This is a genomic window from Staphylococcus sp. CoH_129_LAB_1, assembly GCF_058191515.1.
This window is the reverse complement of the sequence record NZ_JBXWKZ010000018.1, coordinates 1-21737: the sequence shown is the minus strand read 5'-3', so window position 1 is coordinate 21737 and position 21737 is coordinate 1. Positions and strand designations below refer to the sequence as shown.

Sequence of the window (21737 nt, the reverse complement as noted above, 5' to 3'; positions counted from 1 at the left end):
AATGAAATATGAAACTTTCGCATAAAAAAGACTAATCCATGCGGGTTAGCCTCTCTGTCGTTGAGATGTAGTAAAGATTCTTTTACTCTATTCTTTTTATACAGTCTTAATATAACTACTACATTTATAGTATCAAAGAATATAGATATTATTTTTTATACCTATTTTTAATTTTACTAATTAAAGATCCTATAATAACTAATATGATAAAAGTAAATATCCAACTTATAACATTTACTATCATAGTCTAAGCCCTCACTTTTTTAACTCTGCTTATAAAATATTTATCAAATTTAACAAAGACGTATTCAATTACTAATCACTATAAAATGAAAAAACGACTAGAAACTTCATTAAATTATCATTTCTAGTCTATCATTTATTATTTTTATAGCCGTGTCCACAACTTTAATTCATCTATTTATAACTATGTTTCTTCACATACATTAAGGTTTGAAGTTTTGATTAAAGTAGTTATGTTTTGCACCTTTAATACTTTTTTTAGTTTCCGTATCAAATCCCTCAACAAAAATGCCTTTACGTGTACCGATTGGTTGAATGATATATGTTAAATTAGGTTCGTCTTTAAACACTACTTGTTTATAATAGACGCCTCTTTTAGCACTATATAATGTCTTTTCTGATTTAAATTTATCTTTCAAATGTTTTTGTTCTATATAATTATCAACAAGCTGCACATTTTTATGCCCTTGATACGCTTTCGTTCCAAAGAAGAACGCAATAGCTAATACAAGAGAAATAGCTAATATAATAATAATTCTAATAATTTTTTGCTTCTTACTCATCAGAGCACTCCTTCATCATCTTACTCAATAAAATCGCTTCTTTTATCATTTAAATAATTATGACTGAAATAATAACTTTTTTAAAGTGATACATCTTTTTTGTAACAAAATCTACTAATAATTTAATTTATCATTTATAATAAATCAACATTCAAAACTTATATGTAGTCTTACTTAAATTTATTTTTAAATTTATTAAAAAACTTATATAATACGTTGGTAATGACCTTGACAATAGGTAGTGTTCATAATATCTTTAAATAAGTTGAGGAGGGGTAAAATATGTATGTAAAGGGCAGTTACCTAAGTAAACAATTATGTTTTTTACTTTATGTTACTTCAAAAGAAGTGATAAAAAAATATACTCACTATTTAAAAGATCAAGATTTAACATACACAAGTTTTATGGTTCTTATGGCTATTGAAAATGATGAAAAAATAAATATCAAATCCCTTGGTCAGCGTATCTTCTTAGATTCTGGAACTTTAACACCTCTCTTGAAAAAGTTAGAGAAAAAAGGCTACGTACAGCGTATGCGCGAAAAAGAAGATGAGCGTAATTTACAAATTTCATTAACTCAACATGGTAAAGAAATTAAACCTGTACTGGAAAAAATTTCTGAACAAGTTTTTAATGATTTTGAAATTTCTGATGATGATGCGGATAATCTTTCTAAAAGCTTAAGACATATTATTTCAACAAATTTCGGTCCTGAGACTGAATAGTTATGAAACATGACAAATGCTAAATAATTAATGTACCTTCTTTCTTTTTTAATTCACTTATACATAATATTCGACGCCTTTGTCATGTTTTTCCTCATTTTTACTTTTTATTTTTTCAAAATGCTTTTACTTTACGTAAAGTTTCTCTATTTATATAATGATATTGTAAAATTTCATTTTATTTTATGACTTATCACTCTGAAAAGGAGAGTATATATGAATAATAGAGAATTTTTTGATCAAGCCATTTTTAAAAATAATCCAAGAGATTTATTTCGTGATTTAGGTGAACAAGTTTTTAATCAATTTTCAAATAAAAGTTTTCCCACAAATATTTACAGTCAAAAAAATCAATATATATTAGAAGCCGAGTTGCCCGGTGTAAAGAAACAAGACATTCATCTTAAGTATGAACACGCTACTTTAACGATTAAAGTAATTAAACAAGTATCTGAACAAACTGGTAGTGTTCAATTAAATGAACGCTCAAGTGGAGAATTAGTAAGACGTTTTGAGTTCGAAGATATTAACAAAGATCAAATCAAAGCAAGCTATGAAGATGGTGTTTTAGTGGTGATTTTACCTAAGAATATCACTGAAGAAGACGAAGGTACTACAATTACAGTTGAATAACGATACAATATAATAGCAAGCCCTTGAGTCACATGATTGGCTCAAGGGTTTTGTTACTATAATTTGCATATTCTGTTTTACAAAGATAATCTACTGTAATAATAGCAAGTATTCCAAAAACAGTTAGTAAAATAAATTTTAAATATTCTAAAAAACTAATATAAATCTATTTTTGTACACATTTTTTTATAAACACTCTAAGAAATATTTACTATACTATTAATTCTTTTAATCGTTCTCGAATGATGGTTTTTAAAATAGGATCAAAATTAATTGAAGGTGTAATGTGGAGTTCATTTTGTATATCCATTTTGGAAATAAGACCTTTAACTTTATTAACTAAACGTCCATCATATAAAAACATCGGAACTACAATAAGATAACGATATTGTTTTGAAAGTTGGTCTAAATCGTTTTTAAACGTAATATCTCCATATAATGTACGACAATAAATAGGCTTATCTTGCTTTAACTTAGTACTAAATTCTTTTAATTCATCATGTGCTTTAGTATATGAAAAGCTACCATGTGCAATCAATACAACTGCTACATTTGAATCTTCTTTCATATCAACGTCATTAATACGTTGTTCAACTAAATCTACCATATAGGGATGCGTACCTAAAGGTGCACTAATTTCATATGATATATTAGGATATACTTGCTTAATATTTTTTAACATTTCTGGAATATCTACGATGTAATGCATGGCTGAAAATATAAGTAAAGGGACAACTTTAAATTGTGTTTCTCCTTTTTCTATTAAACGCTTAATTGTATTTTCAACGCTTTTTTCTTCACTTTCAATAAAGGCAAGCTCATAAGTGTAAGTTTCATCTTTTAATAAACTATCTATAAATTCACCGAGTGCTTTATTTTGATTTCCTTTTCTCATTCCATGAGCTACTAAAATATTGGCAACCACATTATTTCCCCCTTGCTACGTTAATGTTGATTAAAATGATAAGATTTTCTGAATATTAAGTCAACTACTTTTCATATAAAAAACTGAAACATCTTTATGATATTCCAGTCTTTTGCTTTTTTATTCAATAATATCATTGCGTCTTCCATTTAGATAAGCGTATACCAATCCTACAAAAATACCCCCACCAATATAGTTACCTATAAAAGCAAATACAATATTTTTCAGCACATCTATCCAAGATAATGCATCACTATTATAGAAAATCATTCCTGCATATAACCCAGCATTAAATACTACGTGTTCATACCCCATAAATACAAATACTACAACACCAACAGCAATGAAAAATGCACGTGTTAAACCTTCTTTAAAAAGCATTGATACATAAATACCTATATTAATAAAAAAGTTACAGAATACACCTTTGATAAGAATGCTTAACCAAGTTGATTCTACCGTTTTTAAATGTACTGTTTTACTTAAACTTGCAACCATTTCAGGTGTCATCACATGTGTCCCCTTCATTAATAAGAATAGAATGAATCCACCTATAATGTTTCCAATAAAGCAAAATAAGAATATATATAACATTTTTTTAACTGCAATTACTTTGTAATACCATCCAACAGTTAAATACATAAAATTACTAGTAAGTAATTCTGAATGAGTTAAAACAATGAGAACTAAGGCTAAACTAAAAGACATCGCTCCTAATAAATTAACAAGTCCTTCATTCGTTCCTGCAAACTGTGTTTTGATTGCTAACATAAATACTGTAACTATAGCTAGTAAAAATCCTGACATCATTGACTTTAATAAATATCGACCAGGGGTTTGAGTTGCCATAACTTCTTTCATTCGAACTTGTCCTACAGCTGCTTTAATATTGTCTTTTGTAGCATACGTATCTTCAATAGTTTTGTGCGTCACTTCCATATTCCCTCTCTTCAATATATTTATAATTTTATATTATATATAGTGAAGTGCGCTCTGAATAGAGGAAATTAAAAAAGAACAAGATATGAATGGTTATTTCCCATATCTTGTTCTTATCATAATATTAATGTGCTTTTTTTAATTTTGAAAAATAACGTAAGCCTGAAGCAAAAATACCATAGCCTAATGCAGTTCTTAAAACATACTTCATAACGCCATTATTTAAACACTTTGAATTAATTAATAATGTTGGAATTAAAGTACTGATTGAAAACAATCCAAGCACTTTTAAATATCTTTCTTTCATAACTATATCATCCTCTTTTCAACATTATTATAACTTAAAAATTCAATTTAAATTTGACGACCTCGTGACGATTTATTCATTTAGTAATTTTTCTAATTGATCTAATGTAGAATTCATACCTACTTCTACTCCCATATCTACTGCTTGTTGGGCTGCTTCTTTAGTTGGAAACATTGAAGTAGATGTAACAGTAGTCGTTTGCTTATTGTCCGATTTAAAATTGATAGAAATATGCATACCAGGTAGACGTGTATCTTTTTGTCCTTCAGGTGTAGCAAAGTAGTCAAGATATTCGAGATAGTTCGGACGATCCACTTTTTGATATTCAGTTAGCGTGTAGCTTGTCTGTTCTGGTGTTTCTATCGCAAAGAATGCCTCTCCACCTTCTTTTACATTAAAACGATAAACTTTTGTCTTTGCACCTTGAGGATGAAACCATTGTTCAAATAATGATGGATTTGTGTATGCATCAAACACATCATTTATAGATGCTTTAAATGTTCTACTAAAAATAATTTTATTTTCCTTTACTTCAATTGACATCGTTATCTCTCCTAATTTTTAAAATAGTAATTCCTATAGTTTAGCAACTATTATATTTTAAGACAGTAAAAAAACAGGCAAAGTTAGAACTTTGCCTGTTTTTTAACTTTATTATTCTTCAATAGGAAATTCTAAATCGAATTCCACATTTAATGTTTTGCCTAATAAGAAACCACCAGTTTCTAATGGTTGGTTAAATGTAACACCATATTTTTCACGATCAAGTTCACCAGTAATAACTAAACCAGCTGTATTTTTATTATTAAGTGGATTTAAACTTATCCCTTTATAGTCTAAATTAAATGTTTCTTCTTGTGTTTGGCCTTTCATTGTTAAATTACCAGTAACTGAATGGTCATCAACACTAATAATTTCAAATTTAATTTCAGGATATTGTTCAACGTTTAAGAAATCTTCACTTTTAAGATGATTATCACGATCTTCGACTTTAGTATCTATAGAATTCGCTTGAACAGTGAAAGTCCCTTTTAAAGAACTTAAATCATGAAAGTCACCTGTAATATCTGCTGTGAAATCATTAAAACGTCCTTTTACATTACTAATTACAAGGTGTTGTATTGAGAAATTCACGCCAGAATGCACTGGATCTAAATTAAAGTTAGCCATTGTTTTACCTCCAATAATGAAATAATAAAATACAATATAATAAATCGCTTTTAGAAATATATTTATTGTACTTAGTATAATAAATATACAAAGCATTTAATTCAAGTTAAACGACTTAGTTAAAATGATTCGACTAAGCTAGTTCTGACTTCTCTATCTTTATTCCCTTTTTTTATAAAAATAATGATTCTTTTATAGAACTTTTGTTTTATTAAATCCACCAATACATAAAAAAATCTAACTTAACATTTAATTCATTTTAAGTTAGATTCTTTATATTATGTTATAGATATTTTTTCCATTCTTTAATTTTATATGGGTCTTCTACTTTTTTACCATTAATAAAAATGGCAGGAACTGATTTTATATTATTGTCTTTTGTTAATTGCTTTTGTTTTTCAGCTTCCTTCCAAGCATCACTATTTTTTGTTTTATATTCTTTTTTTATTTTGTCTTTCTGCTTTTGAGAAATATCTAATTGATCGATTTCGTTATCAAGTAATGATTCAGTAATCCAATGCTTTTTTTCATCTTTTTGTCGATCATACATGCTTTTTTGGAAGGTCAAATACTCTTTTGGTGCGATTGCTTGAACAGCAATTCCTGCTCTTGAACCTTTTAGTGAATCTTTACCTAAAAAACTGGCATTAATGAACTGATATTCTACTTTGTTCGTATCAATGTAATCTTTTTTAATTGTTGGCATTACATTATCTTCGACTTTTTTGCAATAAGGACATTTGTAATCTCCGTATTCTACAATTAAAATTTTCCCATTTTTAGTATGAGCTGGCATTTTTTCTTTTTTATTTTGAGAGCAAGCGACGACAATCACTATCAAACAAATGATCGCTACTCCAAGGAAAATTATTTTCTTCATATATGCTCCTTCAATTTATTTCAGCTTAATTAAGATTTTCTTCTTTGTAATCTGAATCGTGTGTACTAATATATTGTTTTGTATCGAAATGTTCTACATATGATGCCTTTTGACCTTTGAATTGATATGTATAATAGTGCATTTCATCATTATTTTTTAATGGTTTATAACCCAGTACTACATATTTACCTTTTTCATATACATAAATATTGGCATCTTTTTTATCGAAATGTTTTACGACATCACCTTGTTCATTTTTAGCAAGTTGTTCTTGTTTTTTATCTTGTAGTTTTACAGCTTTATCTATTTCATTAGCATACTTATCATTACCGCAGCTTGCTAGCAATACGACACATACACTTAATATTAAAATCAATCTCTTCAAACATATTCACTCCTAATTTTCTAATCAAGCCTTATATAACTCTTACTATTATACTATGCATATACTGATTATCATACAGTGGTTTTCCAATATAAATCAGACTATTAAAAAATATTATATTTTCTGTTTTATAATTATATTTATTAAAAAATAATTATTATCTAATACTAAAGTATTAGTAAATTAAATAACTAAATGTGTGTAATAATGTAACTAATTTGATAAAATAGTCTAGAATTCTTAAAAACACAGAGGAGTAGATAAACATGAAATTTGTAAGTTTAGCACCTGAAGAATTTGAAAAATTCACATCAGAACATTTTTCTCACTATACACAATCTCGAATACATTTTGAAAATAGAAATGCAATGAAACATGATGTACATGTTGTAGGTGTTAAAGATGATAATGGAAAAGTTATTGCTGCAACATTAATGACAGAAGCACGTGCACTAAAATTTTATAAATATTTTTACACTCATCGTGGGCCAGTCATGGATTATAGCAATATCAAACTCGTTCACTTCTTTTTCAAATCACTAACAGAATATCTAAAAAAACAAAATTGCTTATTTGTATTAGTTGATCCATATATTTTAGAAAATTTACGTAATGCAGATGGAGAAATCTTAGAAAGTTATGATAACCGTGCTGTAATTAAGACCCTTGAAGACTTAGGATACAAACATCAGGGCTGGTCTGTAGGTTATAGTACAATGAGTCAAATTCGTTGGTTATCCGTCCTTGATCTTAAAGATAAAACAGAGGATCAATTACTAAAAGAAATGGACTATCAAACACGTCGTAATATAAAAAAGACGTATGAAATGGGCGTAAAAGTTAAAACATTACCTATGGAAGACACACACACTTTCTTTGAACTGTTCCAAATGGCTGAAGAAAAACATGGATTTAAATTTAGAGATGAGCCTTATTTCTATGAAATGCAAAAAACATATAAAGATCATGCCATGCTAAAATTAGCTTATATCGATTTAAAAGATTATTTGTCTACTCTACAACATAAACATGAGGATTTAACAAAACAACTTACTGAAATTGAAGAAGCTTTAAAAGAAAGTCCTAACTCTAAAAAGAACAAAAATAAACGCAATCAACTTCAACAACAATTTGATAGCAATGAACGTAAAATAAACCAAACAAAAGATAAAATTGCAGCAGAAGGTGAAGTATTAAATCTAGCAGCTGCGTTATATATCTATAATGAACATGAAGTATATTATCTATCTAGTGGTTCTAACCCAAAATATAATGAATATATGGGGGCCTATCGTTTACAATGGGAAATGATTAAATTTGCTAAAGAGCATAACATTGACCGTTACAACTTCTATGGTATTACTGGAGACTTTAGTGAAAATGCTGAAGATTATGGTGTCCAACAGTTTAAAAAAGGCTTTAATGCTGGTGTTTATGAATATATTGGTGATTTCATTAAGCCAATTAAACCTGTTCTTTATCATACTCAACAATGGATTAAAAATAGAAGATAATCATTGCATCATACGTATACTTTAAGGTAGGCATGTAACTATGAAATATAGTATGTTTTCTATAGGAGATACATTCATTAGTAAACATTACAAAATAACTGAGAAAGAAATATTAGAGTTTGCTCATCAATTTGACCCGCAATATATGCATCTAGATAAGAAAAAAGCAGGTCAAGGAATGTATAAAGGGATTATAGCATCAGGCATGCATACCCTTTCTCTTTCTTTTAAACTTTGGATTGAAGAAAATAAATATGAAGAAGACATCATAGCAGGGACTCATTTAAATAATGTAACCTTTATTAAACCTGTCTATCCAAATGATAACTTATATGTAAAAGTTAAAGTTTTAGATAAAAAATTGAAAAAACAATTTGGTAGTTTAACCGTTGAAATTATGACATTTAATCAATATGAGAATAAAGTACTTCAATTTGAGCTTACTGTTTTACTATCAGTTTAAAAATATAACCATTTCTAAAATCTATTTATATAAAGAAAGACATCATTATTCAATAAAAAGAATCGTCGTTCAAGATGAAACATCTCAAACGACGATTCTTTTTTAATTTTCATTAATTACATTTAAAAAACGTCTTAATTCATCAGTTTTAGGGTGATTAAATAATTCTTCAGGAGAACCTTCTTCACCAATTTCACCGTCATGAATAAATACAACTTTATTAGATACTTCTTTTGCAAAACGCATTGCATGAGTAACTATCACCATAGTCATGCCTTCATTTGCTAATTCTTTAATAACCTTCAACACATCATTTACAAGTTCAGGGTCAAGTGCAGATGTAGGTTCATCAAATAACATCACTTTAGGATTCATCGCTAAAGCTCTCGCAATCGCCACACGTTGTTGTTGACCTCCAGAGAGTGCATGAGGACGTTGATCTTTAACATGTGTCAAACCTACTTTTTCAAGTAAACCTAATGCTCTATTTCTAGCTTCTGATTTACTCATTTTCTTTACAGTTACTAAACCTTCCATCACATTTTCTAAAGCCGTTTTATGTGGAAAAAGATTATAACTTTGGAATACCATCCCTGATTGTTTACGTACTTCAATTTGAGATTTCTTATCTTTAGCAGTATACGTTTTATCATTCACAGTAACGTTGCCTTCAGTCGGAATCTCTAACGCATTAATCATACGCAATAATGTAGTCTTACCCGAACCGGAACGACCAATTAATGTGACGACTTCACCTTTTTTTACATTCAAATCAATACCTTTAATCACTTCTTTATCATTAAAAGATTTATGAATATTGGATAACTCAATCATGCCTTATACCCTCTTTCAATATATGATTCATAGAAGCCTTGGATGACTGAAATAATAAAACAAACAACCCAATACATCACAGCTACGAGAATATAAATTGTAAAGTACTCGTATGTTGTAGAAGCAACTTCCTGCGCTTTACGGAACATTTCAGCTACTAAGATAAATCCTAGTAATGATGTATCTTTAATTAATCCTAAGAATGTGTTACCTAAAGCTGGGACTGAAACACGAATTGCTTGAGATAAAATAATACGTTGAATAGTTTGACGATAATTCATTCCAATAGAGTATGCCGCTTCTGTCTGGCCTTTTGGAATAGAAATAATACCACCACGGATAATTTCAGATGCATATGCACCTACATTTAAAGACAATCCAATAATCGCTGAAACAACAGAAGACAATGTCCATTGTTCGTCCGCATTTCCAGTAATTAGGCGTCCAAGTTCTGGAATACCATAAAAGATAATAAAGAGTTGTACAATCATTGGTGTGCCACGAATAATAGATACATATACACGTGCAATTCCTCTTAATACTTTACTAGACGAAATACGCATTAACGCCGTAAACAAAGCGATAATCAAACCTAAAATAAACGTCACAATTGTAATTGGAATAGAATATTTCACTAAACCTTCCAACATGGGTCCAAATGCTTGAGTTGCTGCATCTAATGCGTGTTGTTGTTGGCTATTTAGGCTCAGAAACATTTTCACCGAACCATTTCTTACCAATTTTTGCTAGTTCACCATTCTCTTTAAGTTTTTTCAGACCGTCGTTGAAATCAGAAACAACTTTATCATCGACACTTTTAGAGAATGCAAATGCTGATTTATTTTGTTCTGCATCACCTTTGATTGCTTTAATTTTAGCATTAGGTTTTTGTTTTTTATAATCTAAATAAGATAAGCTATCATTAAAAGTACCATCCACACGTTTAGATAATAATAAATCGATAGACTGGTTGAAACCATCTACTTTAGTGATGTTAGCACCTTTGTCTTTAGCAAGTTTTCCATAGTTAGAAGTAAATGTTTGCGCTAATTTTTTACCTTTAACATCATCAAATGATTTAATATTCTGCTCATCATCACGAACAACTAAGACGCCACTTGAATAAGTGTAAGGGTTAGAGAATTTATATTTTTCTTTTCTTTCTTTATTAATACCCACTTGGTTTGCAATGACATCAAAACGTTTTGCATCTAAACCAGCAAACATTGAATCCCAAGATGTTTCATTAAATTTAAGTTTATATCCTTCTTCTTTCGCAACAGCTTTAATTACATCAATATCATAACCAGTTAACTGATCTTTTTTGTTGTGGAAAGTAAAAGGTGCATAAGTCCCTTCAGTTCCTACACGTAATGTTTTTTTATCACTATTACTACTACTTGATTTTGAATCACTATTTTTGTCAGATGAACCACTATTACCGCATGCGGCTAATACAAAAATAAGTGTCAAAGCTACAAATAAAAGTCTTTTCATTAATAACTCCTCCATATTCCTATTAAATTAGTCAGAATAAATTAATTCTAATCTCATCACTATGAATAGTCAATAACTATTTAAACTATTAAATAAAATAGACTGTTTAGATATGAGGTTAATGACTTTCTTCATTTAAATCTTTTTTTCGTTTAAGTAAAAAAGTTAATAATAAACTAACAACTGTGATCATCACTGCAAATAAAAAGCCAGAATGATAACCATGTATCATTGCGTCTGTTTGAATGTGTTTCATCATCTCTGTTTTATCCATTCCTTGATAATCACTTAGTGTCGGTTTAAAATGCTGACTTGCTACACTTAAAATTGTTACTAAACCAGCTGTACCAATAGAGCCCGCTACTTGTTGAATCGTATTTGTCATTGAAGATCCATGAGCATTTAATTCTGGAGTTAGTTGATTCATTGTATGCGTCATTACAGGCATTAACCCCAAAGCAATACCTATCATACGAATCACATAAATAGTTGCTAAAACAATCGTTGACGTATGCTCATCCATTACTACAAAATAGGACGTCGTAATCGTTACAATAAGCATACCTATCATTGAAAGTAATCGCGCTCCGAAAGTTTCATATAAACGCCCAGATATGATAGACATGATTGCCATTACAATTGCCCCGGGTAACAATATCAAACCAGAATCAACAGGCGTACGTTGCAACACATTTTGTACAAACATCGGTAATACCGTTTCAGATCCAATCATCGAAATCATTGTTACAGCCATAATAGCAATACCAACCGTAAATTGACTATTTTTAAATACTTTAAAACTGAGTAGAGGAGTTTCAAGTTTTTCTTGTCTCCAAATAAATAAAACTACAAAAATAACGCCCAAAATAATAGTGCTCAGTACGATTGAATCATTCCATCCTCTTTGAGAAATAGAACTTACTCCGTATAACAAGCCACCGAATCCGATAATAGATAAAATAATAGATAGCATGTCAATAGGCGCTTTTACTTTTACTCCAACATTTTTAATGAAAATTAAAGCAAGTATAAAGGTCACTGCTGAAATTGGAGCTACAACATAAAATAATGCTCTCCAATTAATGTATTCAACCAAATATCCAGATAATGTAGGTCCAATCGCTGGTGCTAAACCAATCACTAATCCAAACATCCCCATATATTTTCCACGTTCATGCGGTTCAAATATATCTAATATAGTCGTCATCATTAGTGGCATCATAATACCAGAACCTAATGCTTGGATAATTCTTGCAATTAATAAAGTAGTGAAATTTGGGCTAAATCCTCCTAGTAAAGTTCCTAGAAAGAATATAATAATGCCAGTTAAGAATACCTGTCTTGTTGTATAACGTTGAATAATAAATGCAGATAATGGAATAACTACTCCATTTGTAAGTAAAAAGGCTGTTGTGAGCCATTGTACTTGAGAATATTCGATATGAAAGTCTTTCATTATTCTCGGTAATGCTGTGGTCAACAATGTTTCATTTAATAATCCAAAAAAGCCACCTAATAGCATAGTGAAAATCATAATTAACTTTTTACTATGTGACATGTCACCATCTCCTTATTCTGTTTTTTAAATCGTAATTATTACTATCTACATAAATCATCTTTTCCTTTACTCTAAAAAAGGAGGAATATTTATGAAACAAGATTTACAAACTGCACGTCGTAACTTAAAAAGTCCTAATATTAAAACTCGTAAACGTGCATTAAAGATTATTAAGCAATATCGATGTTAGTTAAAACAGTTTAACTATTTTTAAATACAACTTATTTTAAAGATATTCACTATTTTTTATAAACAATCTTACTCCACTACATAAATAAAAGACTAAAGCACTTCTTTAATGCTTTAGCCTTTTATTCTATCTACTATATTACAATAAATAAAAATTCTTGCTCACGTTTTTATAAATAATAATGATTAGTCACTTTTAAATCATCATCTAATTCATAAATTAACGGTGCGCCAGTTTTAATTTCATAACCAATAATATCTTCATCTGATACATCTTCTAAATATTTAATTAATGCTCGAATAGAGTTACCATGTGCAGCTACAAGTACAGTATCCCCATCTAATAAATGTTGTGAAATATGATCAGTCCAAATTGGAATTACACGCTCTAATGTTGTTTTTAAACTTTCAGAGTAAGGCATCATACGATAATCTAAATGACGATAGCGACGATCGTTTAAATAAGATTGACGTTGTTCTTCAGTTTGTGCTGGCGGTAATACATCATAAGAACGTCTCCATTGATGAACTTGTTCTTCACCAAATTCCTTACGGGCATCATCTTTATTTAATCCTTGTAATTTTCCGTAGTGTCGTTCGTTCAGGCGCCAACTTTTATGAACGGGAATCCATTCTTGATCGGATTCAGCTAATAAATATTGAGTTGTTTCTAATGCTCTTGTTAATAAAGAAGTATAAGCAACATCAATTTCAATTTTGTTTTCTTTTAATTTTTTACCTGAAGTGATGGCTTCATTTCTTCCTTGTTCTGACAGTTGAACATCTTCCCAACCGGTAAATAAGTTTTTCGCATTCCATTCACTTTGTCCATGTCGACATAAAATTAATTTTGGCATAATATAACACTCCTTAGATTAATAGAAAGTTAATGAATATAACGATTTAATTATAAATACTTTCCTCATTATTTAATTTAATATCTATTTATCTTTACATCATTATTATAGAACTATTTCACTTTTTTTCATAATAAGACTACTTATCATTTAATTTGGAATATATGATAAAAAGTTGAGATATTTGTTACTTCGTGTTCATATTTGATAATTATTCTTGATATGACAGTAACCTATGTCATTAAATGAACTGTTATAGTGAACATACCGTAGTCAACATCTAGATTTATTGGGATGCAATGTTTTAATTCGAACATTAATATCCAAATCACAAAGGAGTTTTTTATCATGAAAAAATCAATCTTTGCATTAATGACAATGCTCTCATTAGGTGCCGCTGGAGTAGAAAGTGGTCAGGCACACGCAGAAAAGGTATCACCTTCCCCTTCTCAACAACATCAATACCAATATCCTCAAAGTCATACATCTAATTTAAATACATCAAGTTCAAACACGACAACTCTTAGTACTTCAAGTAGTACACAATCAGTATATCAACGTTTCTTAGCTGCTGGAGGCACAGAAAAAATGTGGGAGAAAATTGTACTTCCTGAATCTGGCGGTAACCCTAATGCATCAAATGGTCAATACCATGGATTAGGCCAAACTAACCAATCATGGGGGTATGGATCAGTGGAAACCCAAACTAAAGGCATGATTCAATATGCAAAAGCACGTTATGGATCAATTGAAGCAGCGATAAGTTTTAGAGAATCAAATGGTTGGTGGTAAATCGAATAAAAAAAGAGCAGGAGTTCGCTCTTTTTTTATTTCTCATCTAATGTATTGGGTTCTGGGTGAACATATACAGAGGATATTCCATTATTATGCAAATGTGTTTCTACTCTGTCGCAAATATCATGCGCTTCTTGTAATGATAAATTTGCATCAACTACAATCGTTACATCTAAAAAAATGCTACTGCCGTGATAACGTCCTTTTACATTCTTTACTTCTCTTACATCTGTAACTTCTTGAACAAGACTTCGATATTCTTCTAAATCTTGTTCCTTAAATCCATCACTCAATGCAAAAATAGAGTCTTTAAATATTCCAAAGCCAGTATATATAATTAAAAAACCTAATACAGTGGCAAGGATAACATCAATAATAGGTAGACCAAATTGTGTAAATAATAATCCAATAGCCGTACCCATACTGACCAAACCATCAGATAAATTATCTTTTGATGCCGAATCTAACGAACTGCTATTTGTTTTCTTAGCGAGCCTATGATTAATAGCATAAACGCCAATCATTATGACACCACTAATTATACTAATAATAATCGTAATAAAACTTGGAATATGCTGCTCATTTGTCAAAATTCGAGGTGCATTTTCAATCACTACTTGTATACCTACAAACATAATAATGAATGACACAAGAAGTGTTGAAATGTTTTCAGACTTCAAATGACCATACGGATGATTTTTATCTGCAGGTTTTATTGAAATCTTTAATCCAACAATAACAGCGATAGATACAACAATATCAGTCATATTGTTCAATGCATCTGCTCTTACAGCTGCTGAATCGTATACATACCCAGTTATATATTTAGCAATAGATAAAATAATGTAAACCACTAAACTTAAATAAGCGCCTCTTTGTGCCAATTTAAGATTGTCGCTTTGGCCCATTGTCTGTTAACCACCTTAAATACTTAGTATTAATAGTATGTACTATCAAAAATTGAATTACAATATTTTTTTATTTCTATCATTTTTATAAAATTAAGCTAATTATTTTTTTAGTCTAACCTAATTCAGTGATGTAAAAATCAAGTCACATTTCACTTCTTTTTATAATTATAAAAAGAGCTATGAAGTCATCTAGCATCATCAAGTTCTTCATAGCTCATCTTAGATTGTATTCATTTTAGTCTTTTAAAATCCACTTAGAAAGTATAAATGTTATTGGAATTGTCACAATCAGTCCTACAAATGGTGCAATTTCCGAAGGGAAATGAAACCATCTTACAAATATATATAAAAACAAAGATTGCATCCCCATATTTACTACTTGTGTTAATGGAAAACTTAAAAATTTCTTAAGGGTTGGCTTAACTCTATAAACGAAATAACAATTTAAATAATAAGAAATAATAAAACTTACTATAAATCCAATAATATGACTCACCATATAATGGACGTGTAATAATTTTAATAAAATGAGATACACTAAATAATAGTCAAGTGTATTAATCCCACCCACTATGATAAATTTGATAATTTCATAGTGCGTTTGTTTTAACTTCATAGTTAATCTCCTCTGTCTTCTATTACATTAATATCAAACGGCAATATTTTAAGTTTTTTATTATTCGAAATTTGATAGTACTCTTTGAAATTTTCTATTGCGATTTCTTCAGTTGGCGTCATTTCATAAAAATATGTCTCAAATGGCAAATGTTTTACAACAATTTCATTTTTATGATGATGGACTTGAGTTTGAATATTATTTAATCTGGTTTCATACTTAAAATGCACATCCGTAAAAATAGCAATAAATAAAAATAATAAAAATCCTACACAAATTTTAAGAATATTATCATAGCTTTGTTTTAAAATATGTAATTCAGTATCTAACACGATGAATATTACACACCACATTACATATACAATAAGAAATTGTTGAGACGTCACCTCTGAGATAAAAAAGATAGGTATCGCACTTAAAATGATAGAAATAAATGCAGCTATTAAAATAATACGATAGTAGTTATCTGTAACAATAATAAAACTAGAAATACTTATACTTACAAAAAAGCTAAAACATAACAAGAAATTAATAAGACCATAACTTGTAATCAATGTTGTTTGATTAAAATTAAACGGTTCAAAAATAAATATCTTATATATAGGTAACGCGAGAATACCAATCATTAATATGATTTGTCTAATTTTAGGATATGTTTGAAAGCGAGTATTTTTTATAAGTAAACTCATCATAATAATTGCAATCATAGACACTATGACAATATTATTAAAAAACATATAGCGTGGAAGATTATTTAAAATTGTAACTCTTAATTTATGAAAATAACCTAAGTCATCAATATGTGTTCTCATTGCTTGTATATCACTCAAATAATTAATATACGTCTGGTTAAGCAACATTATTAATGTACCACATAATGATAATAGGAACCCTATTAATAAATTAAAATTAATTTTACGTTTTAAAATAAAATAAGCAATCAATGTCGTAAGTAAAGATAAATTAGCAAAAAAAGTTAATGATTCGGCAAATAATTGACCACTAACACAACTTATCCAAAATAAAATAACCTCGTACATTTTTAGTTTATCTTTTATAAATAAAATTTTACTTATAAAATAAAAATTATAGAGTACACATATCATTCCAAAAACGTAACTAAAAAAGTAGCCAAAGCTTCCATAACTCTCTGAAAAAACTGAATTAGGTATAATAAGTAATAAAATAGTAACAAGCATTAGATAATGAATTGAAAACGTCTGACGTATCAATTTGAGTATTAATAAAATAATACTTACTGCTACTACTGAATACATAATCATACGTAATATCACTGATCGCACAGCTACAAGTTCGATTAAATTACTAATATAACGTCCATTCAAATTATCAAAATGATTATAAAAAACACTTATGCCTTGATGACTTCCAAAAAACCAATCGATTCCATGTAAGGGAATGATTAAACCTAAGTAACCGTAAAATAATAATAAACCTATAACCCAGATGTAAAATTCGTGTTGTTTAAAGTTAGACATTTACACTACTCCTCCACTACAATAATGTTAAATTATAGTGTTTAATCAATTCTATTTAATTAAATTCCATTATATACTTTTTTTATATTTTAAACATTAAATCATTTTAACTTAGTTTTTTATTTATAATTTTAATCGGAAGTGATCTCGTTGAATATAAACAAAATTGTAATTGCGCCGGATTCATTTAAAGAGAGTATGTCTGCTAAACAAGCTGGATTAGCTATAGAACTTGGATTTAAAAATATTTTCGGTAATGCGCTTAAAACAGATGTTATTCCTATGGCAGATGGTGGCGAAGGTACTACTGAGGCTTTAGTAGAAGCATTAGATGCAACAGCTTATACCGTTAAAGTACATGATCCATTATTTAGAGAAATTACTGCATCTTATGCTCGCTCTAAAGATAATCGTGTGGCTATTATTGAAATGGCGGCTGCTTCAGGACTAGATTTAATTCGTACAGATGAGCGCAACCCTTTAATTACCACAACATTTGGCGTTGGCGAATTAATTAAAGACGCTCTAAACCATAATGTGACTAAAATTATATTAGGTATAGGGGGGAGCGCAACAAATGATGGTGGCAGTGGTATGCTGACCGCTCTTGGCGTTAAATTTCTAAATTCTAACAATGAAGAAATTGAACTTGGTGGTGGTGCTCTTGCTCATCTGAACCATATAGATGCATCAAATTTAGATCATAGATTAAACGATGTTACCTTTGAAGTTGCATGTGATGTTACAAATCCATTATTAGGTCACAACGGTGCAACATATATTTATGGGCCTCAAAAAGGAGCAACTGAAAAGATGATACCAAAGTTGGATTCCGCACTCACAAATTATCATGATATGATAGAGAAAGCATGTAATATTAGCGTTAAAGATATACCTGGTGCTGGAGCTGCTGGTGGATTAGGAGCTGGTATTATTGCTTTTTTCAATGCTTCATTATCTAACGGTATCGATATTGTCTTAAAAGAATCAGAGATGCTGACTTAATTATTACAGGAGAAGGAAAAATAGATGCACAAACGATTTATGGTAAAACGCCTATCGGAGTAGCAAAAGCATCTAAACAATTCGACTTACCTGTTATTGCGATATGTGGTAGTTTAGGGGAAAATTATCAAGTTGTATATCAACATGGAATAGATAGTGTATTTAGTATTATAGAAACACCATCAGAACTTCCATATTTATTAGCGAATGGAGAACGGTTCTTAACACAAACAGCCGAAAATATAGCTCGATTAATTAAGTTAAACGATTAAAAAGAGGTGAAATCTATGAAACGTACAGAAAAATACAAAGATTCATATCAATATGATAAACAATATCAACAACGCAATCAAAGAAGTCGCGAATATCAACAACATCAACAGAGACGGCAAAATGAAGAAAATTACGGAAGAAATGAGCCTCGTCAAGAGTATCATCGTCAAAATCAGCGCGATTATGACGAAAATGCTAACCGATACTATAATGATCGTGATTTTAGACGCGAACAATTACTTGAAGAAGAGAATGAAAAAAATAAAAAATCAAAACGATGGTTAATCGCTATTATTGCAATTCTTCTTTTAATCATTGGAATTTTTGCGACTAAATCTTTCATTGATCATAAAAATGAATCTGCAAATAAAGAACACACTTACAATGCAACAAATGATGTATCTAAAAATTATCAACAAGAAGTTCAAAATCAAAGCGATAATATAAAAAAACAAGTTGAAGATGCGAAAAATGATATTAAAGATAAAATTGACACTGAATCACGTCTTAGACAAATTCAATCTCAAATTGATAAATTAAAAAACAATGAAGTTACTAAAGAAGATGCTAAATTAACTCAATTTTATCAAGATCAAGTGAATAAACTAAAAGAAGCAAATAATGCACAACAAAACAACGCTAATGAAAACAAGGTGAATGCCTTATTAGATGATGTCAACAATAAAGTAGATGACATCAAGAAAAAATTGAACAGTATTCTTGGTAATGATAATTAATGTTCTTACTTTATTCTGATGAATTTTAGCTTTAAAAAGAATGATTAAATCAATCTTTTTAGAGCTTTTTTTATATAAAATTACAAATTTTCTCAAAAACCTATATAATGTACATTGCAAATCTTTTCAAGGAGTACAACTATGCATAACTCAACACATACTAAATTGCCGATTCTATTACTCATCGTTTTAGGTACAATGACGGCATTTGGTCCAATAATTATAGATATGTATTTACCTGCTTTACCAGCAGTTCAACAACAATTTAATACATCAACGTCAACCATACAGCTTACTCTATCGTTTGCAATGATAGGTTTAGCGCTTGGACAATTTATATTCGGACCTCTGTCAGATATATACGGACGAAAAAAAATTGCTCTAATGATTCTTAGTATATTCCTTTTATCTTCATTTAGTGCAATATTTATTACAACATTTCCTATCTTTTTATTTATTCGTTTAGTACAAGGATTAACTGCCGGAGGTATTATTGTTATTGCTAAAGCTTTCGCAGGAGATTATTACCAAGGAAATACTCTAGCTAAATTTCTTGCCTCTCTAATGGTTGTAAATGGTATAGTAACTATTTTAATGCCGTTACTTGGAGGTTTATCGCTCTCAATTGGTTCATGGAGATTTATTTTTATTATTCTGACAATGATTAGCATGGCAATGTTATGTGGTGTTATGTTCAACATGCCTACCACACACCATTCTGAACACGCTACTACCAACTTTAAACATATCTTTTCTGACTTTGGACATTTACTTAAACGACCAAGGTTTATTATTCCAATGCTTTTGCAAGGACTAACTTATGTCATGTTATTTAGTTTTTCATCTGCTTCTCCATTTATCACTCAAAAAATATATCATATGACACCTCAACAATTTAGTGTGATGATTGCAATCAATGGTATTGGACTCATCGTTGTGAGTCAAATCGTTACTTTGCTTGTTGAACGTATACATCGTTTTAAAATTTTAATTTATTTAACTATCATTCAACTTGTTGGCGTACTACTAATTGTATTCACTCTCATCATGCATGGACCATTATGGCTTCTATTAGCCGCTTTCTTTTTAAATGTCTGTCCCGTGACTTCAATTGGACCTTTAGGATTTTCAATGGCTATGGAGGAACGTACTGGCGGAAGTGGAAATGCTTCTAGTTTACTAGGTTTATTCCAATTTATTCTTGGTGGCTTAGTTTCTCCTTTAGTTGGCCTTAAAGGACAATATAATGTAATGCCTTATATCACAGTGATTGTTATCACAACAATTCTCATCGTTTTACTTCAATTTTTATATTTTAAAAAATATCAACATATCTAATAATATATTATTTAGTAGGACAACGAGTTCAAACTGAATTCTGTCCTACTTCTAATCATTATAAATGTAATTATCTTTCACCTTTAGATAAGTAATTCATATTCATATACGAAATAGCCATCTAGGTATATAATAAGTTTACTTTAAAACGAGGCTATTTAGACATAAAGGAGAACGTTAATGAACCAAAAAAAATTATCTGTTACGCCTAAAAGTCAACTATTTCCAATCCCCATGGTTATGGGTTGTGAGGGTGTTTCTGCAGCTATGTTATTACAATATAATCATCATGACATTAAAGCTACTGAAATTATGAAACATTGGCCTACTCATCCAAATAACCCCTATAAAGGCTACGTCGGCCATCACTTACTTGTTAAATTTGGTCATCATCAAACCATTTTCCCGACTGCTTATGCTCCCTATTTACAAACTATTGATTCTCGAATCATAGATGGTACTGGAACTGATTTAACAGAATTAGAAACCGTGATTGATCAAGGACAACCCGTCATTATATATCATACGAATTTAGGTCAAAAGCCCTCACGTAGAACATTTAAATTTGATAACCATACGCGTCAACTGGTTTCTAACATCCATGTGACTTTACTTATTGGGTACGATGATACACATTATTATTACATTGACCCTTTATGGAGTCACTTTTTCAGAAAAATAATTGTTCCAGCAGTAATACCAAATCGATTCCAAGTGATAAAAATTAAAAAAGAAAGAATGGAACGTAGCTTTAATGCACCTGGCAAAAAATGTATCTATATAAAACCATAAATTAAAAAAGAAAGAGTCTGGGACATAAAGTTTCTGAATAAGTGAAAAAAGACAATTTCTATTGAAATAATATAGAAATTGTCTTTTT

25 protein-coding genes and 1 pseudogene are annotated in these 21737 nt (G+C 29.7%); 10 read left to right on the top strand and 16 right to left on the bottom strand.

Going from position 1 to position 21737, the window contains the following annotated elements; genetic code table 11:
- Positions 1-446: 446 nt before the first annotated feature.
- Positions 447-806 carry a DUF3139 domain-containing protein gene (locus tag AC2FB1_RS06840; RefSeq protein ID WP_490674525.1) on the bottom strand — a complete coding sequence of 120 codons (360 nt, stop codon included), beginning with the start codon at positions 804-806 and terminating at the stop codon, positions 447-449.
- 282 nt (positions 807-1088) lie between these two features.
- On the opposite strand from AC2FB1_RS06840, the gene AC2FB1_RS06835 reads away from it, so the two are divergent.
- Together AC2FB1_RS06835 and AC2FB1_RS06830 are read left to right on the top strand one after the other, a co-directional pair.
- A complete protein-coding gene (locus tag AC2FB1_RS06835; RefSeq protein WP_490674524.1) occupies positions 1089-1532 on the top strand; it encodes a MarR family winged helix-turn-helix transcriptional regulator in 444 nt (147 codons plus the stop codon).
- Between the two features lie 216 nt (positions 1533-1748).
- Positions 1749-2165 carry an Hsp20 family protein gene (locus AC2FB1_RS06830; RefSeq protein WP_490674523.1) on the top strand — a complete coding sequence of 139 codons (417 nt, stop codon included), beginning with the start codon at positions 1749-1751 and terminating at the stop codon, positions 2163-2165.
- A gap of 211 nt (positions 2166-2376) precedes the next feature.
- Here the strand turns inward: AC2FB1_RS06830 and AC2FB1_RS06825 are convergent, their stop codons facing one another.
- The 7 genes from AC2FB1_RS06825 to AC2FB1_RS06795 form a co-directional block, all read right to left on the bottom strand.
- Positions 2377-3090, bottom strand: a complete 714-nt coding sequence (locus AC2FB1_RS06825; RefSeq protein WP_490674522.1) for a sirohydrochlorin chelatase — start codon at positions 3088-3090, stop codon at positions 2377-2379.
- Positions 3091-3210: 120 nt separating this feature from the next.
- The gene (locus AC2FB1_RS06820) at positions 3211-4023 is read right to left on the bottom strand and encodes a formate/nitrite transporter family protein (RefSeq protein ID WP_490674521.1); all 813 of its coding nucleotides are present in this window, start codon (positions 4021-4023) and stop codon (positions 3211-3213) included.
- A gap of 130 nt (positions 4024-4153) precedes the next feature.
- Positions 4154-4336, bottom strand: a complete 183-nt coding sequence (locus AC2FB1_RS06815) for a hypothetical protein (protein WP_490674520.1) — start codon at positions 4334-4336, stop codon at positions 4154-4156.
- Positions 4337-4408: 72 nt separating this feature from the next.
- A complete protein-coding gene (locus AC2FB1_RS06810; RefSeq protein ID WP_490674519.1) occupies positions 4409-4879 on the bottom strand; it encodes an SRPBCC family protein in 471 nt (156 codons plus the stop codon).
- Positions 4880-4990: 111 nt separating this feature from the next.
- Positions 4991-5506, bottom strand: coding sequence for a YceI family protein (locus AC2FB1_RS06805; RefSeq protein ID WP_490674518.1), 516 nt, complete (start codon positions 5504-5506; stop codon positions 4991-4993).
- Positions 5507-5789: 283 nt separating this feature from the next.
- Positions 5790-6386, bottom strand: a complete 597-nt coding sequence (locus AC2FB1_RS06800) for a thioredoxin domain-containing protein (RefSeq protein WP_490674517.1) — start codon at positions 6384-6386, stop codon at positions 5790-5792.
- Between the two features lie 25 nt (positions 6387-6411).
- Positions 6412-6771 (bottom strand): DUF4467 domain-containing protein, encoded by a 360-nt coding sequence (locus AC2FB1_RS06795; protein ID WP_490674516.1) that lies wholly within the window; start codon positions 6769-6771, stop codon positions 6412-6414.
- A 266-nt stretch (positions 6772-7037) separates the two neighbouring features.
- Here AC2FB1_RS06795 and AC2FB1_RS06790 point away from each other — a divergent pair, with 266 nt between their 5' ends.
- Positions 7038-8285, top strand: a complete 1248-nt coding sequence (locus tag AC2FB1_RS06790) for an aminoacyltransferase (RefSeq protein ID WP_490674515.1) — start codon at positions 7038-7040, stop codon at positions 8283-8285.
- A 40-nt stretch (positions 8286-8325) separates the two neighbouring features.
- A complete protein-coding gene (locus AC2FB1_RS06785; RefSeq protein WP_002448363.1) occupies positions 8326-8748 on the top strand; it encodes a MaoC/PaaZ C-terminal domain-containing protein in 423 nt (140 codons plus the stop codon).
- Positions 8749-8850: 102 nt separating this feature from the next.
- Here AC2FB1_RS06785 and AC2FB1_RS06780 read toward each other — a convergent pair whose 3' ends face one another.
- From AC2FB1_RS06780 to AC2FB1_RS06765, 4 genes are all read right to left on the bottom strand, one after another.
- Positions 8851-9582, bottom strand: a complete 732-nt coding sequence (locus AC2FB1_RS06780; RefSeq protein WP_490674514.1) for an amino acid ABC transporter ATP-binding protein — start codon at positions 9580-9582, stop codon at positions 8851-8853.
- On the bottom strand, positions 9579-10298 hold the full coding sequence (locus tag AC2FB1_RS06775) for an amino acid ABC transporter permease (protein WP_368863564.1): 720 nt from the start codon (positions 10296-10298) through the stop codon (positions 9579-9581). Before AC2FB1_RS06775 ends, AC2FB1_RS06780 begins: the two co-directional genes overlap by 4 nt.
- A complete protein-coding gene (locus AC2FB1_RS06770; protein WP_490674513.1) occupies positions 10279-11079 on the bottom strand; it encodes a transporter substrate-binding domain-containing protein in 801 nt (266 codons plus the stop codon). Before AC2FB1_RS06770 ends, AC2FB1_RS06775 begins: the two co-directional genes overlap by 20 nt.
- A gap of 118 nt (positions 11080-11197) precedes the next feature.
- Positions 11198-12637 (bottom strand): MDR family MFS transporter, encoded by a 1440-nt coding sequence (locus tag AC2FB1_RS06765; protein WP_490674512.1) that lies wholly within the window; start codon positions 12635-12637, stop codon positions 11198-11200.
- 91 nt (positions 12638-12728) lie between these two features.
- On the opposite strand from AC2FB1_RS06765, the gene AC2FB1_RS06760 reads away from it, so the two are divergent.
- Positions 12729-12827, top strand: coding sequence for a putative metal homeostasis protein (locus AC2FB1_RS06760; RefSeq protein WP_490674511.1), 99 nt, complete (start codon positions 12729-12731; stop codon positions 12825-12827).
- A 169-nt stretch (positions 12828-12996) separates the two neighbouring features.
- Here AC2FB1_RS06760 and AC2FB1_RS06755 read toward each other — a convergent pair whose 3' ends face one another.
- Positions 12997-13683, bottom strand: a complete 687-nt coding sequence (locus tag AC2FB1_RS06755; protein ID WP_490674510.1) for a 2,3-diphosphoglycerate-dependent phosphoglycerate mutase — start codon at positions 13681-13683, stop codon at positions 12997-12999.
- 348 nt (positions 13684-14031) lie between these two features.
- On the opposite strand from AC2FB1_RS06755, the gene AC2FB1_RS06750 reads away from it, so the two are divergent.
- On the top strand, positions 14032-14475 hold the full coding sequence (locus AC2FB1_RS06750) for an aggregation-promoting factor C-terminal-like domain-containing protein (RefSeq protein WP_490674509.1): 444 nt from the start codon (positions 14032-14034) through the stop codon (positions 14473-14475).
- 35 nt (positions 14476-14510) lie between these two features.
- On the opposite strand, the gene AC2FB1_RS06745 is transcribed toward AC2FB1_RS06750, so the two are convergent.
- The 3 genes from AC2FB1_RS06745 to AC2FB1_RS06735 form a co-directional block, all read right to left on the bottom strand.
- A complete protein-coding gene (locus tag AC2FB1_RS06745; RefSeq protein WP_490674508.1) occupies positions 14511-15386 on the bottom strand; it encodes a cation diffusion facilitator family transporter in 876 nt (291 codons plus the stop codon).
- Between the two features lie 238 nt (positions 15387-15624).
- The gene (locus AC2FB1_RS06740) at positions 15625-16005 is read right to left on the bottom strand and encodes a GtrA family protein (protein ID WP_490674507.1); all 381 of its coding nucleotides are present in this window, start codon (positions 16003-16005) and stop codon (positions 15625-15627) included.
- A gap of 2 nt (positions 16006-16007) precedes the next feature.
- Complete coding sequence (locus tag AC2FB1_RS06735; RefSeq protein ID WP_490674506.1) at positions 16008-17504, bottom strand: hypothetical protein; 1497 nt, start codon at positions 17502-17504, stop codon at positions 16008-16010.
- A gap of 150 nt (positions 17505-17654) precedes the next feature.
- Here AC2FB1_RS06735 and AC2FB1_RS06730 point away from each other — a divergent pair.
- The 4 genes and pseudogenes from AC2FB1_RS06730 to AC2FB1_RS06715 all read left to right on the top strand — a co-directional run bounded on the left by AC2FB1_RS06730 (position 17655) and on the right by AC2FB1_RS06715 (position 21649).
- Positions 17655-18781, top strand: a pseudogene (locus AC2FB1_RS06730) (glycerate kinase).
- Positions 18782-18796: 15 nt separating this feature from the next.
- Positions 18797-19519 (top strand): hypothetical protein, encoded by a 723-nt coding sequence (locus AC2FB1_RS06725; RefSeq protein ID WP_490674505.1) that lies wholly within the window; start codon positions 18797-18799, stop codon positions 19517-19519.
- Between the two features lie 141 nt (positions 19520-19660).
- A complete protein-coding gene (tcaB, locus tag AC2FB1_RS06720) occupies positions 19661-20857 on the top strand; it encodes a putative multidrug effflux MFS transporter TcaB (RefSeq protein WP_490674504.1) in 1197 nt (398 codons plus the stop codon).
- A 180-nt stretch (positions 20858-21037) separates the two neighbouring features.
- A complete protein-coding gene (locus tag AC2FB1_RS06715; protein ID WP_490674503.1) occupies positions 21038-21649 on the top strand; it encodes a C39 family peptidase in 612 nt (203 codons plus the stop codon).
- The last annotated feature ends 88 nt before the right edge of the window (positions 21650-21737 follow it).